The sequence below is a fragment of the Nocardia sp. NPDC046473 genome (genome assembly GCF_040645995.1).
In the GTDB taxonomy this organism is placed as follows: domain Bacteria; phylum Actinomycetota; class Actinomycetes; order Mycobacteriales; family Mycobacteriaceae; genus Nocardia.
The window spans coordinates 259,617-273,308 of record NZ_JBEYZJ010000008.1; the positions used below are offsets into that span (position 1 = coordinate 259,617).

General features: G+C 65.2%; 14 protein-coding genes and 1 pseudogene. 5 read left to right on the plus strand and 10 right to left on the minus strand.

Annotated features, from left to right (window positions below; all coding sequences use genetic code 11):
- Position 1: 1 nt before the first annotated feature.
- Both ABZ942_RS28875 and ABZ942_RS28880 read right to left on the minus strand, forming a co-directional pair.
- Positions 2–388: a cupin domain-containing protein gene (locus tag ABZ942_RS28875; RefSeq protein WP_357387346.1), complete on the minus strand. Its 387-nt coding sequence runs from the start codon at positions 386–388 to the stop codon at positions 2–4.
- A 146-nt stretch (positions 389–534) separates the two neighbouring features.
- Positions 535–1,911 carry an AarF/ABC1/UbiB kinase family protein gene (locus ABZ942_RS28880; protein ID WP_357387348.1) on the minus strand — a complete coding sequence of 459 codons (1,377 nt, stop codon included), beginning with the start codon at positions 1,909–1,911 and terminating at the stop codon, positions 535–537.
- Positions 1,912–2,019: 108 nt separating this feature from the next.
- Between ABZ942_RS28880 and ABZ942_RS28885 the strand changes: the two genes are divergently transcribed.
- The 3 genes from ABZ942_RS28885 (at position 2,020) to ABZ942_RS28895 (ending at position 5,543) form a co-directional block, all read left to right on the plus strand.
- Positions 2,020–2,649 (plus strand): TetR/AcrR family transcriptional regulator, encoded by a 630-nt coding sequence (locus ABZ942_RS28885; protein ID WP_357387350.1) that lies wholly within the window; start codon positions 2,020–2,022, stop codon positions 2,647–2,649.
- A gap of 254 nt (positions 2,650–2,903) precedes the next feature.
- Complete coding sequence (locus tag ABZ942_RS28890; RefSeq protein WP_357387352.1) at positions 2,904–4,103, plus strand: helix-turn-helix domain-containing protein; 1,200 nt, start codon at positions 2,904–2,906, stop codon at positions 4,101–4,103.
- A gap of 72 nt (positions 4,104–4,175) precedes the next feature.
- Positions 4,176–5,543, plus strand: a complete 1,368-nt coding sequence (locus tag ABZ942_RS28895; RefSeq protein ID WP_357387354.1) for a cytochrome P450 — start codon at positions 4,176–4,178, stop codon at positions 5,541–5,543.
- On the opposite strand, the gene ABZ942_RS28900 is transcribed toward ABZ942_RS28895, so the two are convergent.
- The 3 genes from ABZ942_RS28900 to ABZ942_RS28910 form a co-directional block, all read right to left on the minus strand.
- Positions 5,540–6,235: a peptidoglycan recognition family protein gene (locus ABZ942_RS28900; RefSeq protein WP_357387356.1), complete on the minus strand. Its 696-nt coding sequence runs from the start codon at positions 6,233–6,235 to the stop codon at positions 5,540–5,542. The genes ABZ942_RS28895 and ABZ942_RS28900 overlap by 4 nt on opposite strands.
- Before the next feature lie 30 nt (positions 6,236–6,265).
- Positions 6,266–7,249 (minus strand): NlpC/P60 family protein, encoded by a 984-nt coding sequence (locus tag ABZ942_RS28905; protein WP_357387358.1) that lies wholly within the window; start codon positions 7,247–7,249, stop codon positions 6,266–6,268.
- Between the two features lie 68 nt (positions 7,250–7,317).
- Positions 7,318–8,049 carry a hypothetical protein gene (locus ABZ942_RS28910; protein WP_357387360.1) on the minus strand — a complete coding sequence of 244 codons (732 nt, stop codon included), beginning with the start codon at positions 8,047–8,049 and terminating at the stop codon, positions 7,318–7,320.
- 110 nt (positions 8,050–8,159) lie between these two features.
- Here ABZ942_RS28910 and ABZ942_RS28915 point away from each other — a divergent pair, with 110 nt between their 5' ends.
- Positions 8,160–9,629: an APC family permease gene (locus ABZ942_RS28915; protein ID WP_357387362.1), complete on the plus strand. Its 1,470-nt coding sequence runs from the start codon at positions 8,160–8,162 to the stop codon at positions 9,627–9,629.
- 8 nt (positions 9,630–9,637) lie between these two features.
- On the opposite strand, the gene ABZ942_RS28920 is transcribed toward ABZ942_RS28915, so the two are convergent.
- Positions 9,638–10,030 carry a hypothetical protein gene (locus ABZ942_RS28920; protein ID WP_357387364.1) on the minus strand — a complete coding sequence of 131 codons (393 nt, stop codon included), beginning with the start codon at positions 10,028–10,030 and terminating at the stop codon, positions 9,638–9,640.
- A gap of 148 nt (positions 10,031–10,178) precedes the next feature.
- Here ABZ942_RS28920 and ABZ942_RS28925 point away from each other — a divergent pair.
- Positions 10,179–10,457 (plus strand): annotated as a pseudogene (locus tag ABZ942_RS28925) (helix-turn-helix domain-containing protein); the annotation flags it as partial.
- Between the two features lie 23 nt (positions 10,458–10,480).
- Here ABZ942_RS28925 and ABZ942_RS28930 read toward each other — a convergent pair.
- The 4 genes from ABZ942_RS28930 to ABZ942_RS28945 form a co-directional block, all read right to left on the minus strand.
- Entirely contained in the window at positions 10,481–11,335 is an 855-nt protein-coding gene (locus tag ABZ942_RS28930; protein ID WP_357387366.1) for a class II glutamine amidotransferase, read from the minus strand.
- 86 nt (positions 11,336–11,421) lie between these two features.
- On the minus strand, positions 11,422–12,117 hold the full coding sequence (locus ABZ942_RS28935; RefSeq protein ID WP_357387369.1) for a hypothetical protein: 696 nt from the start codon (positions 12,115–12,117) through the stop codon (positions 11,422–11,424).
- Positions 12,118–12,258: 141 nt separating this feature from the next.
- Complete coding sequence (locus tag ABZ942_RS28940; protein ID WP_357387371.1) at positions 12,259–12,849, minus strand: hypothetical protein; 591 nt, start codon at positions 12,847–12,849, stop codon at positions 12,259–12,261.
- On the minus strand, positions 12,846–13,691 hold the full coding sequence (locus tag ABZ942_RS28945) for a hypothetical protein (RefSeq protein ID WP_357387373.1): 846 nt from the start codon (positions 13,689–13,691) through the stop codon (positions 12,846–12,848). Before ABZ942_RS28945 ends, ABZ942_RS28940 begins: the two co-directional genes overlap by 4 nt.
- Between the last annotated feature and the right edge of the window lies 1 nt (position 13,692).

A 13,692-nucleotide genomic window follows, 5' to 3' on the forward strand; every position in this document is an offset into this window, starting at 1 on the left:
GTCAGACCGAATCCGGCTCTCGGTGAATCGGATCGATCCAGTGGACAGCGTCGGGTTTCTCCACGGGGTCGATATCGAGATTGACGACGACGGCTTCGCTATCGCTGCGTACCAGAACGCATTCGAGCGGTTCGTCGGTGCTGGCGTTGATCTCCTGGTGCGGGACATAGGGCGGCACGAAGATGAAATCGCCGGGCTCGGCCTCGGCGACGAACTCGAGCCGCGCACCCCAGCGCATGCGCGCGCGTCCACGGAGAACGTAGATGACGCTTTCCAGCTCGCCGTGATGGTGCGCACCGGTCTTGGCATTCGGATGGATCGTGACGGTTCCCGCCCAGATCTTCTGCGCACCGACTCGGGCCGCATTGATCGCCGCCGCGCGGTCCATCCCCGGCGTCTGCGCGGTGTTCGAGTCGAGCGAATCCGCCTTGATGACACGCACTCCGTTGTCCCGCCAAGCACCGTCTGCCGACGAATTCGGCTGTGGTTCACTCGTTGTCACGTATCGCCCTTCCGTTCGATCGATGTCGAATTCTATCGCCGACAATCGGCGCGCCAGCGCGCGATCTCCTGTCCGACCTCGGTGACCGGCGGTTCGCGGTAGAGCCATTCGCGGGCGATCCGATGCCAGTTGTTGGTGGTCGCCAGTTGGCCGAGTGCGGCGAAGGTGAACAGATCGGCTCGCCGGGAGAACACATGCTCGGCGGGCAGTCGCTGCTGTCGCATGCCGCGGAATTCGGCGGCCCTCGGGTCGACGGCGAGAATCACAGCGCCCGTGGCCAATTCCGGGGTGATGGTGATCTCCTCGTCGATCAGATGCCAGCCTGCGGTCGCCCACACGTATTCCAGGCATTCCTGTGCGCCGACGCCCGAGCCGGGATCGATGATGCCGCGCTCGACCCACATGTCGTACAGGTCGTCGGCCCGATTTTCGCCGGCGGCCCGCAGGCAAGCGCGCTCGACTTCGACATGCACCGGGTCCATGCTGTGGTACAGCCCGAAATCCACGAACCCGAGCCTGCCGTCGTCGGCGAGCAGGATATTGCCGGGATGCGGATCGCCGCAGAATTCGAAGTCCGCGAACAGGGAACTGATGTAGAACCGATAGATCAGCTCGCCGATCCGATCGCGCTCCGCGTCGGGCAGTCCCCGAATGTGCTGATACGGCTGCCCTTCGAGGAACTCCGTCACCAGAACGTTTGGGCCGCAGTGGCTGTCGATGCTGTCCGGTACCGTGACGAACGGATGACCGTGGTAGTGCGCGGCAACCCGATGCTGGGTCTGCGCTTCGCGGACATAGTCGAGCTCACTGCCGATATTGCGCGCGATCTCGTCCAGTACGTCCACGTCGGCCGCACTGGGCAGCATGGACTTCCACAACTTGCTGAACATCGCCAGGTTGCGCATATCCGCCTCGACGGCGTCGTCCACGCCCGGATACTTGACCTTCACCGCGACCGCACGTCCATCATGCAACCGAGCCCGATACACCTGACCGATCGAGGCCGCCGCGATCGCGGTCTCGTCGAAATCGGCGAACGCGCGCGCCAGCGGCCCGAGGTCGTCCTCGAGCACCGTTCGCATCGCCGGAAACGCGACCACCGGCGCCTGATCGCGCAGCTCGGCGAGCTTGACCCGGAACATCTCCCGGTGCTCCTCCGGCAGCAGATCGACATCGAGCACCGACAGCATCTGGCCCAGTTTCATCGCCGCGCCCTTGAGCCCGCCGAGCACGGTGACAAGTTGTTGTGCCGCTTGCAAAGTCGAGCGTTCGGACAGTCGCTGCCTGGCGTCTTCGGTGCGCCCGATCATGGACAACCGGGTGCCGACTCCGCGCACTGCCTGCTCCGCGGCCAGCCGGCCCAGCTTGCTGCCGCGCGCGACGCGACCCTTCGGCACTCGATCGCCCACTGTCGCACCTCCATTGGCCGCCGTGCCGCGTGACGCGGTGCACCCACTCTTGCATACTCGTAAACTGAGCAAAGCTCATTTTCGAGCACGAGCAGGCAGGAGTACCCGATGCCGCCGAAAGCCGCAGGGGAGCGCCGTCGTCCGACCCAGGAGCGGGCCAAAGCGACCAGGGAACACATCCTGGACACCGCCGCGCAGCTGTTCGGCGAACGCGGCATCGCCAACACCTCGACGAACCGGATCGCGACGGCGGCCGGGGTGAGCATCGGCACGGTCTACCGATACTTCGCCGACCGTTCGGTCATGGTCGAAGAACTGCTGCGACGCTTGCTCGAGAATGTCGAGCGGCGCTTCTCCCAGGGATTGTTCGGCCTCGGGGACAAGCCGAGCGAGGAGATGATCTACCGGATCCTTGCGGTCATCGCCGACGTGCTGGTCGAAAACGCGCTGCTGGTGCGGGCACTGGTCGCCGGGGTGCAGTTCTACAACAGCGGCATCCCCGAGTTCGAACCCCGCCTGCGGCTGCTGATGAAGGTGCTGGTGATCCAAATGCTCGGTCCGGGCGACGACCACCGGTACGACGTGATGACCTTCGTGCTGATCAACACCGGTTTCGCTGCGGTGCTTCGCGCTTCGGCGCTGGAGGTGGACAGCCAGCAGCGCGAGGAGTCGATCCGGATGACGGCTCGGATGATGGCGGCCTGGGTCAACGCCGAACTCGCGGCCACCAAAAAGTGAGCACCTCGCTATGTCCTGCCGCACCCCGCACCGCTCGAACCTTCCGCTGATCCGTTGAACCGCCTGGTAACCGGCTGCGGACGCGGTCGAGATCGGTCGCGCAAAGAGGAGTAGAAGGTGAGCGCTCACTCGGTTTACCGTTGCTGCCAAGAGCAATAGACCGATTACAGCGAGGTTCTCGGCGTGGCAGCGGCTCAGTTACTTGCTGTCGGCGTCGCAGTCGCTGCGGTGTACGACAGACAAGGAGGCGACCGGTGACGATCGAAAGTCTCGACCGACCCGAGCTCGGTGTGCTCGGGCAACAGATTTCGTTGTCGGCGCGCGAGATCGACGCACTGACCCGCACCGCGATCGACCACGTCGCGGCGGCCGAGCCGCTGTTCGGTGGTGGGTTGCACGGGGAGGTGCGGATCGTGGTCCGCATCTGCCTCGAGTGGTTGATCCATCGCTTGAACGGCGACCCGGTCGATGCCGCGCCCGCAAGACTCGAGGCAGCGGCGGCAGGCTGTGCCGGTGCCGGAATCCCCATCGATACGGTGTTGCACGCCGTCAACGAGGGCTTCAAGGTCGGGCTCGACCTGATGGCTCGGCCGAAGCCCGTGGACACGCTCGGCGTCGTGCGGGGCATCGGCCGGGTGGTCGACCTGTCCAAGCTGGTCACCGCCGCGGTGAGCAAGGCCTACGTCCGCGAATACAAGGCCGACGCGGCCGAGCACCAGACCGCGACACACAACTTGACCTCCGCATTGCTCGGCGGTCAACCCGCCACCCGGGAATTGCTGTTCGCCGCAGAGTATTTCGTGCTCGCCCTCGCCGTCCCCGAGCATCCCGACGAAGGCCGTCCGGGACTCGATCGGCGGGTCGTCGCCCGCCGCAAGCTCCGCCGCCTGCAATCCGCGCTCGCAACGCAACTCGACGGCGAAGCGCTGTCCCTGCTGTCCGTCGACGGCGGAACCGTCCTCGTGCCGACTACGGCGCTGACCGATGCCGAGCTCGACGGATTCGTGCAGGCCATGGCGGACGCGGCGCGCGTGCCGATCACCGCCACCCTGGTCACGGCACGCCCCGACGAGGTGCCGAGTGCGGCCCGGCAGGCCCACGAACTCCTCGACACCGCGCAACGAATGGGCCTGGCGCCCGGCGTGCACCGATTCGCCGAACTCGCACTGGTACACCAACTCAGCCGCCCCGGGGTCGCGCGCGAGGTCCTCGGCAACCATCTCACGCCGCTGGACGCGCACCCGGAACTGCTCGAGACTCTGCAGATATACATCGACACCGATCTGAGCAGGCTCCGCTCGGCCGAACACCTTGGCGTGCACCCGAATACGGTCGACTACCGGTTGCGGCGGATCGGCGAGCTCACCGGCTTCGATCCGGCCAGAGCGAACGGATTGTGGTATCTGCGTTCGGCATTGATCGCACAGATGGGTGTCGCGAAGAACTCCGCGTAGCTGTTACGCCGTCCTTATCTCGACACGTTGCGAGACGTCCCGACGATGGGGAGCATGGCCCTGGAGGTTGTTATGACACCAGAAGCAGACGGTAGTTTCGCGAGGATCCCCGGACCTCGTGGCGGGGGAGACGGCCTCGCCGAGATCGTGGCCGCGGGCGGGCTGCACAACTATCAGTTGCACCTGCACGCCGAGTACGGCCCCGTCGTTCGATTCCCGCTGCCCGGCGCGGAGACCGCGGTGTCGGTCGCGGACCCGGTGCTGCTCGAGGCCACCGCGAAGATCGACGAGCGGCCGGACAAGCTGTTCGAATTCCTTGCGCCACTACAGGAGTCGGGCAATCTCCAGACGATTCCCGCCGCGGAACATACCCCGTGGCGGCGGGCGTTGCTGTCGGTCCTGGCCGGACGCCGTTCGCACGAGGCACATTTCGGGCAGTTCGTGACGTTGGCGCGCGGACTGGCGGATCGGTGGGCCGATGCGGCGGCGCACGGCCCAATTGCCTTGCAGCAGGACCTGAGTGCGCTGTCGCTGCGCATGATTTGCGAGTATGCGCTCGGTCGTGGGGCGGCCGCGCCGGAACAAGCCGATCGAATCGTGTCGGCGTTCGAAGATGTGCTGACCGAGCAGCTGGCTCGGTTGTATCAGGTCGACCTGCCGGGCACCGAGGAGGAGCGGACCGTCCGCGCGCAGCAGGCACTGACGTATCTGCGAGCGGTCGTGGATGACGTGCTTGCGGCGCACGAGGCTGGTCCGCAGCCCACCGACCACAGTGATCTGATCGCCGCCATGGCCGTCGCCGGTCAGTCGCCGGCGCGAATCCGGGACACCGTGCTGATGACGATGATGGCCGCGCACCACACCACCGGCGTCGCCGTCTCCTGGACGCTGTACCTACTCGCGCAGCACCCCGAGGTAGCCGAACGCGTCACCGAAGAACTCGCCGGCGTGCTCGGCGACCGCCCCGCACCCGACTACGCAGACCTGAAAGCCCTGCCATATCTGTCTATGGCCCTCAAGGAATCGATGCGGCTTTATCCGCCAGGCCCTTACGGTGCCCGCGAAGCTACCGACGAACTCCGCATCGGCGAATACACGGTCCCGACCGGCACTACGATTTTCTATCCGATCTGGGCCGTGCACCTGAACCCCGAATATTGGCCGCAGCCAAAGGTTTTCCGTCCGGAACGGTTCGCCGCGCACGAAGCCGCCGAACGTCCGAGACTGGCCTACATCCCCTTCGGAGTCGGCCCGCGCAGCTGCGAAGGCGCCTCCCTCGCAATGGTCGAAGCCGAACTCATCCTCGCGGTCCTGCTGCAGCGATTCCGGTTCGAACTCGCCGCCGACCACCCGGTGGTCCCCGTCGAACGCTTCGTGCTCTGGGCGGCCGACGACATCTGGATGAACCTCACGCCCAGATCGACCCCGGCACAGAGCTAACAGCCGAAGGGCTGCAACGCCGCTGCCCGCAGCAGCGGGAGACAGTTGTAGAGGTGCTCGCCCGGGCATTCGGTGAGCCCGGCGATGTCGGACCAGTCCCGGTGGCCCGAGATGGCGGGCATGTCGACGGCGAGACCCGTGCTCGGATTGACGTAGTGGACCTGGGTCAGTGGATTCAGCCCCAGGCCTGTGCACAGCGTGCCCAGCACATCACGCAATGCGACGACGGCGGCCGTAGTCGGTTGTGTGACATCGAAATTCCCGATCAGGCAGATCCCGATATTGCCCGGATTGGCGTTGTAGACATGACCGGCCTCAACGACGTCCACCCCGGGCCGCAGCACCGCGCCGGGCCGGAAGATGGGCGCGGAGTCGCCGGTATCGCGCCCGGCGTACACGACCCCGTTCGGATCGATTATCAGGTGGTAGCCGATATCGCCCCAGCCGCGACCACCGTGATCGGGCGAGGCGTGGAATTCGTACACCGCGCGAACGACGTCTCGGTAGTCGGTGGCGTCGCTACCGGTGAAATCCAGGGTGTGGTGCACGGTGATCAGTTGAGCCGGATCGAACTGGTGGTCCGTCCATGTCATCAACGACTCGTCGGCCGACCAACCCTTCCTGGTCACTGCGGCAAACCCCCACGCGAACGACGTCTCGGTGGGATCTCGGAACGGCGGTGCGCCAGCCATATCTCCAGCATAGATCCGAAACCCAGCGGCCTAAGCGCGCAAATATCGTTCTGCGCCCCAATAATCCGGCCCCAACCGGACCGGCGTGACGCGTACCGGCGTGGCGGAATCGTAGGCCTCGATCATCCGATCGCCGCCGATGGACATCGCGACGTGATAGATCGAGCCGGGGTCCTTGGTGTCGTGCGCATAGAACAGCAGGTCACCCGGTTGCAGATCGTTCTTGTCGACCGGGCGGCCGTTCCCGTCGGTGGCTTGCGGTCCGGCGTCTCGCGGCAGGGTGATCCCGTGCACCTGATAGATGGTCGAGGTGAAGCCGGAGCAATCGACGCCGAAGCCGGCGCGTCCGCCCCACAGGTAGGGGCGATCCAGGAACAGCGTCGCGAACCGCACCAGATCGGTGGCGCCGGGATACGGGATGTCCGTGGGTTTCTGATAGACATCGGCGGTGCGGGCGTCGAGCCATTTCGGACCGCTGCGCGGGGTGGCGACCAGGATCCCGGCATCGGTGCGGTCGAGCACCGGAAGCCGGGTGTTGACGCTGATTTCGATGTCTCGCTGCGTGAGCCCGGGGTCGCGGTACAGCCAGGTGGTCGACTCGTGATCGGCGAGGGCGAAGGGGGCGGTTGCCTGCAGCGCGGCGAACTCCGGGCTGGTGGTCAGCTGAACGCTGGGTATCCAGCCGGGATAGCCGAGCGCATTCTTTGGTGTGGGTTGCCCGGGTACCACCACCTCGGTCCAATCACCTTGCTGCTGCAGGACATAGACGCGATCGCCGTACAGTGCCTGGGTTTGGGTGAGGTTGTCGGAAGTGAGGGCTTCTTGCTCTGCCAACGTCATACCCGCTATCCAGCGGGAGATGTCGACCGGATTGGTGAGGGCGGGCTGATCGACCGGCCGGGGACTCTGCGGCGAGGTCCATAACGTGGCCGCGGCGACATCGACAAAGGCGCTGGGCGGTTCCGGCGGTGGCTCCGCATGAGCCGGAAGCGACAGTCCGACAACAACACTCACTGCGCACAAGAGGATGCCTGGACAGCTCAGTCGGTAGCCCATGATGCAATTGTCGCATTACCGAACGGCTATCGTTGGCAACGTCCGGCGGGTAGTTGTCGAAGATGGCTGTCGACCCACTGGGTGAGCTGGTCCAGCAAGGCAATTCCGTCGGCGAACGTGCCCGAGCTCGGTCGGGCGCCCAATACCACGGCGGTCCAGCCCGATCCGTTGGGAAGCACGCCCAGTTGCCGGACCAGGTGTGCCCCCTGCTCGTCGGGACCCCAGCCGCCCTTGGCGGCCGCACCGGGCAACCGCGCCAATCCCCATCGCTGCTCGGGATCGAGCGTTCGCATCAGCGCGAGGACCTCGGCGCCTGCCTCGATGCACGGCAGGTGCGCGGTGAACAGGGCTTGTCGAGTGGTACTCCATTCGGTCTGACCGAAGGCCGTGTACTCCGGCCGGACCCGCCGCGATTGCACCCGGGTGCCGGTGTCACCGCCCTCCTCGAGCACCGCCTGCACTGCTGCTGCGGCGACGTCCGGCGGGCCGAGCATGGACCACAGCCGCTCGGCCGCGGCGTTGTCGGAGCGAGTGATGGTCGGTGTCACAAAGGGTTTCGCGGCTACCGGAACCGCCCGCAACGCGGCGATCGCGAGCGGCACCTTGCTGGTCGACCAGGCGACGCCACCGGTCCGATCGCCGAGCGCGAAGGCTCGCTCGCCGCCGACCGGGGCATAGCCGAGCCCGACCGTTCCGTGCAGCGTCGCGCTGTAGGAGGCGAAACTTGTGGCCAGTGAACGGGATTCATCGGCAGGCATATCTCAGCATGGTCCTCTCGTGTCGGCATAGACGCGGAAAACCACGATTCGAGCGCGCGGGGCGGACCGGAACCTGCATCATCGTAGACGGGAGACGATAGGGGGTAGCTATGACACCCGCTGATTCCGCCGGGACCCCGGGCCTGGCGCGCGGTGCTATCGGCCTGCGCGAGGTGCTGTTTCAGTCCGTCACCTCCATGGCGCCCGCGGGCGCGGTCGCGCTGTCGATCGCGGTCGGCGCGACCTACGCGGGTGGCGCATTGCCGCTCGCGGTCCTACTCGCGTTGGTCGCGTGCCTGCTGGTCGCGAGCTCGATCGGGCAGCTCGCCAAGCACCTGCCGTCGGCGGGCAGCATCTACACCTATCCCGCCGAGGCGCTGCACCCGGTGATCGGATTCTTGGTCGGCTGGGGTTACGCGCTCGTCGAGGCGCTGATCGGTCCGACCACAACGGTCCTCGTCGGCTATCTGGTCGGCTCGGTGATGCACAGCGAGTTCGACTGGCCGTTCACCGCCACCTGGGTCGTGGTCATGATCGCGGCGGCTGTCCTGATCGCGCTGCTGAACTATCGCGGCGTACGGGTCAGCGCGCAGGTGGGGACCGTCTTGGGCCTGTTCGAGATCCTCGTATTTCTCGTGCTGGCGGGCTGGCTGGTGGTCAAGGCGGGCACGGGAAACACCGCGGCCGTTTTCACCCTGCATTTCGCGACAGTCGAGGGCTACCAAGGGTTTTCCGGTGTGGCCGCGGCGTCGATCTACACCGTTCTCGCGTTCATCGGCTTCGAGGCCTCGGCGCCGCTCGCCGAGGAAGCCCGCAACCCACGCCGCACTATTCCGATCGCAGTCGTGGCGTCCTGCGGTGCCATCGGTGTGTTCTATGTCTTCACCACCTACGCGGGCGACGTGTTCTTCGGGCCGGACCGGTATGCGACCTTCGGTGAGCTCGGCAACGGGAGCCCGTGGATAACGCTCGCCCGCGACGTGTGGGGGATCGGCTGGGTGGTGGCGTTGTTCGCCATCCTGAATTCGACGTTCGCCAACGGAAACGCGGGCACGCTCGCGACGACCCGCACCTGGTACGCCATGTCCCGGATCGGTCTGCTGCCCGCCGCGCTGTCTCGCACCCATCCGCGGTGGAATTCGCCGCACATCGGCGTGCTCGTCCAGTTGCTGGTGACGCTCGCCATCGGCCTGCCGATCGGCCTTCATTTCGGCCCGACCACGGCCTTTGTCTTCCTCGCCACGATCCTGGCCGGTGTCATGATCGCCGTCTACATGGTGTTCGACCTGTCGTGCATCACGTACTACCTGCGACGGCAGCGTGGTGAGTTCAATTGGCTACTGCACCTGGTGATTCCGGTGTTCGGCATCGTTGCGTTCGTCCCGGCCTGGCTCACCGCGATGGGGATCGGCGGCGCGGTGCTGAAGTTCGTCACGCCGCTGACCTACCCGTCGAGTCAGGCGGGACTGGTCATCGGAATCTGGTATCTGATCGGGGTTGCCGTGCTCGTTTACCTGTATCGGCGACACCCGGCCCGGCTAGCGGAGATGCGGCGGGTGTTCGTCGACGAGCCGCACTGACCGCGGTGTCACCCCAGCTTTGCCACCTTGGCCTGCCCGGAAACGACGGTGTCGAACGCGTCGACGAGCGCGACCCGAACCTGCACCATCTGATCCGCCAACAGCGGCGCATCCAGCACGACCTCGGCGGATTGATTGGATCCGTCGCAGTTGACGGCGCTCTGCGTGCCGGTGGCCGACGGACTATCCGCGTTGGGATCGCCCACCATCGCCTTGATGCCGACCACGCCGGCCGAGGCCTCACAGCTGTAGTCGACCAGCACGGTGGTCGGGCCGATACCGCTGACGTCGATCGCGTTGGCCGCGAGAACCGGTGCGGCAGTTGACATTACGGCCAACCCCAGCGCGCCGCAGGTGGTCAGCATGAGAGCGGAGCGTCGATAGTTCCGAATAGTCACCATGGATCTTTCTCCTCCTGAGTAGCGGAAGTAGATCGCGGACCACAATCAGAAAGCACCGCGGCGATCAGCGCACCGCGCTCCCATCCTCCCGTACCACCAGCGCCTTTTCCGGTTTCTCCGTATTTCCGCGTCCGACGGCGATGGTTGACAACTCGCGAGCGCGCTGCCGATCAGCAGGCCCGCGGTGTCACAGCATTTGAAGGTGCTCAAAGACGCGGGGCTGGTGCTGGATCGGGCCGTCGGAACACGCCGGATCTACCAGTTGAACCCGGACGGGATGGGCGCGCTGCGTGCCCAGCTCGACCGGTTCTGGGGACACGCTACGTCGACGTCGTCGAGCAGGAGGCCTGAACCGTTCACAGCGAGCGACGCGGTACTTCGAAGCGCATTTCGAGGAGGTCGAGGCCGAGGGTCTCGACCTCGGTGAGGACGCCGAAGAAGGCGCATCACCTAGCGACTGAGTTGCGAGGCCGCGGCGCCTGCGTCGAGGTCGGACAGGGCCAGGGGATGGGTCGGCGGTTGGGGCAAGATCACGGTGCGCTCGGCGCGCAGACCGATGTCGACGTGCAGTAGTTCGCCCGGTGCGAGGTTGTGCCAGTTGGGGTCGTCGTCCATCGGTTCGCTGGCGACGATCACGGTTGGGGCGTCGGTGAGATCGCCGGATCGCACTCGGACCGTGCCGCCGGATCCCACGTGCTCGAGCTGTTGGCCTGCGGCGCGTTCGAGCACATACAGGTCATGTGTTGCGGGGTAGCGCAAGGCCCATAGCTCATCGGCGGTGGTCAGGATCAGATTGATCGCGAAGATCGGCAGTTGGTCGGCGACCCACTGCACTGCGCTGGTGAGCCCTGTTGTGACATCGCCGCCGTGGGCATCGATGTGCTTGGTGATCAACGCGAACAATCGCTCGGAGTCTGTGTCGCCGATGACCAGATCTCGATAGGAGCCGAGTTGCTCGCCGAGTCGCGGCAGGTCCTCGATGACACCGTTGTGCGCGAAGATGCGCCCGTCCTGAGTGAACGGGTGGGTGTTGGGCACGGTCCGCGCGCCGGTGGAGGCGTGCCGCACGTGCGCGAGGAAGGTCGTCGATTCGCGGTGCTTGGCCTCCACAGCGAACCGGCGGTCCTCGAACGCGGCCAGTGACTGCTTCTCCACCAGCGGTGACCCGTCGCGGCGGAAGGTGCCCAGCCCGGTGCCGTCCGGATTCTTCTCGCTCTGCCGTTCGAGGCTGTCGACCGCGTCGAGCAGCCAGAAGGTCGCCTTCACCCGCCGCGGGGCCGCTGTCATCCCGAATAGTCGACACATGGTCATCTGATCGTTGCGGATGGGGCGACGAGGCGGTCAGCCGGGGCGGGCTCGGCCCGAACAGCGCTGTCCAGTAGGTGTGCCGCTCAGTGGCAGTTGATGGAGTGGTTGATGCTCGAGCAGTCGTTCCACGGATCGTGCCTGGGCGGCGAATCCGGGGGAATGGGCGTCGGCATGGGTTTCGGGTCCACGTAGTCCCAGCGATCGGGTACATCCGAATTCGGCACGGCCGCACCGAGACCCGCGCCGATGGCGCCACCGACCAGTGCCCCGGCGAGGAAGCCGGCCGGGAAGGTGAGCAGCGCGAGCACCCCTGCGCCCGCGATCCCGATGGCGAGGCCGATCACGGCGCCGGTGAGTGCGCCGGTGAACGCGCCGATCGCCATCCCGGCCTCGATACTGCGCTGTCTGGGCGAGGTTTGCCGCCAGTAGCCGATCGGTTCGGCGGTGAGCCGGGTACCGGCCGCGTCGATTCGCGGACGCAGCTCGACCGTGCCTTGATCGAGTTCGATGGTCAGCGGCAGGCTGGCCACCACCGCACCCGTCCGATCCGTGACCTGCACGGCATCCTCGGTCATCGTGAACGTGCCGCCGAACAGCGTGGCGGCCAAGCTCTTTCCATCGGCCGACTTCGACACCTCGAAGGCGACATCGTGCTCCGCCCCCTGCACCGCGCTCGGCACTGCACTCGGCGCCGTCGGCTCGGCATGCGCGACGGTCCCCGCGATTCCGGTGGCCGCGAGGGTGAACGTCGCCACCACCGCGATCTTCTTGATCCCCATGATCTTCCTCTGGCTCGGCACCGCGTCACCGCGCGCGAAATGCAACCCCTATCACCAAGGGGCAGAAGCAATTCCGAGCCTACCCACGCCGGAACCACATGCTATGCCCCACTTTCATTGGCACCGGAACCTCGGGGTGGCTTACGCCTTCAACGCGCGGACCATATCCACCAATGCTTGCCCGCCCGCTCGTATCGTTCGGTCATCACGGGTCGTTTGGTCTTCGGTCGCTCTGAAGTGGAGTGCGCCATCCCAGCCGTCGATACTGGTGGTGAGGTCGACATCGAGCAGTGTGGTGGCGGAATCACCTCCCTTGGGCAGTGGCTCGGTCGCCGCCTTGACCGTCACGCTGTCCACAGTCAGGACCTTGGTCAGGTAGTTCTCGGTCGTAGACGTCGGTTGGGACAGGGTCTTGCCGGTGTCGATAGCGCCGAACAGCGTCACGTATCCGAGGGAAGATGGCCAGGCAGACCCATCGTTCTTCTCGTAGAAGCACCCGTTACCGCTCTCAATTTTGTCGGTGAGCGCTTTTCCGCTGATGCCCGCGCTGAGCTTCAGGTTGTCGGTACCAGCTCGGGCGGCGAAGAACTGTTTTGTAGAGTCGCACAACTCCTGGACAGTGTGGTTGCTCGTCGGTATCGCGTGCCGTTCAGGATGACTATTCGACAACGGGCCGCAACCAGAAAGGAGCATCGTCAGCGCCGAAATCGCCAGCAGCTTACGCCGGTTCATGTCGCCTGCCATTCAGAGTTGGGAGAGTTGGCGTTGAAGTCATCAGAAGCGCTGCGTGGCCAATGGTCGTTATGAAAGCCCTTCTGGCTTTCTGTGGACTCCTTTATCTTGCCGATGCTCTGCCTTTGCAGAAGGAGGGCATCTGCAAGCTTTCCCGTATACTCGACGGCGTTGCTTATTACCGTCCCGAGAATGTCGATCGCATCGGATATTCCGAATGGGGCGGCGACAAAGGTGGCGATCTTGGTGAAAGCTTTTCCAAGCTTTATGAGCAGGTCCGCGACATCTGTGACGATCTTGGAATAGAAGTCCCAAGCGGTGTCCGATATCTTGGTCAGTGCATCGGCCATTTTGTCGCACGTCGACTTCGCTGAGTCCATCGCGGTGTCCTGGAGCGTCCGCGCAGCTGTGTACTTGAGCGCCGCCGCTCCGGCCCAGTAGCCGGTGACGTTGCCGTTGTTCACCTCGTTGTTCTGCGCTGCACCGATCTTGCCCTTCAGGGTCGTCCATGCCTCGCTCGTCTGCAGAAAGGCGATGGGCGCCTTCAAGCTGTCGACCGCGCCTTGCAGTTTGTCCAAGAGTTCCTGGATCTTCTTCTTGATTGCTTCTTTATGATCTTGCATATAACCGGTGAAGTCGTCCTCGTTCATCGCGCCGTAGATGGCACCGGCTACCGCACCGGCCAATCCGAAGAAGGTCGCCGCCTCGGCCTCGGCGGCAGCAATCGCCGCCTTTCGGAATGCATCATCCACCTTGGCGGGCTGATCTCTGATCTCCGCGATCTGGTTCGAGAACTTATCTAGTATGGAATTTATATCGTCCAGAGATTTCGTGGCGCCCACG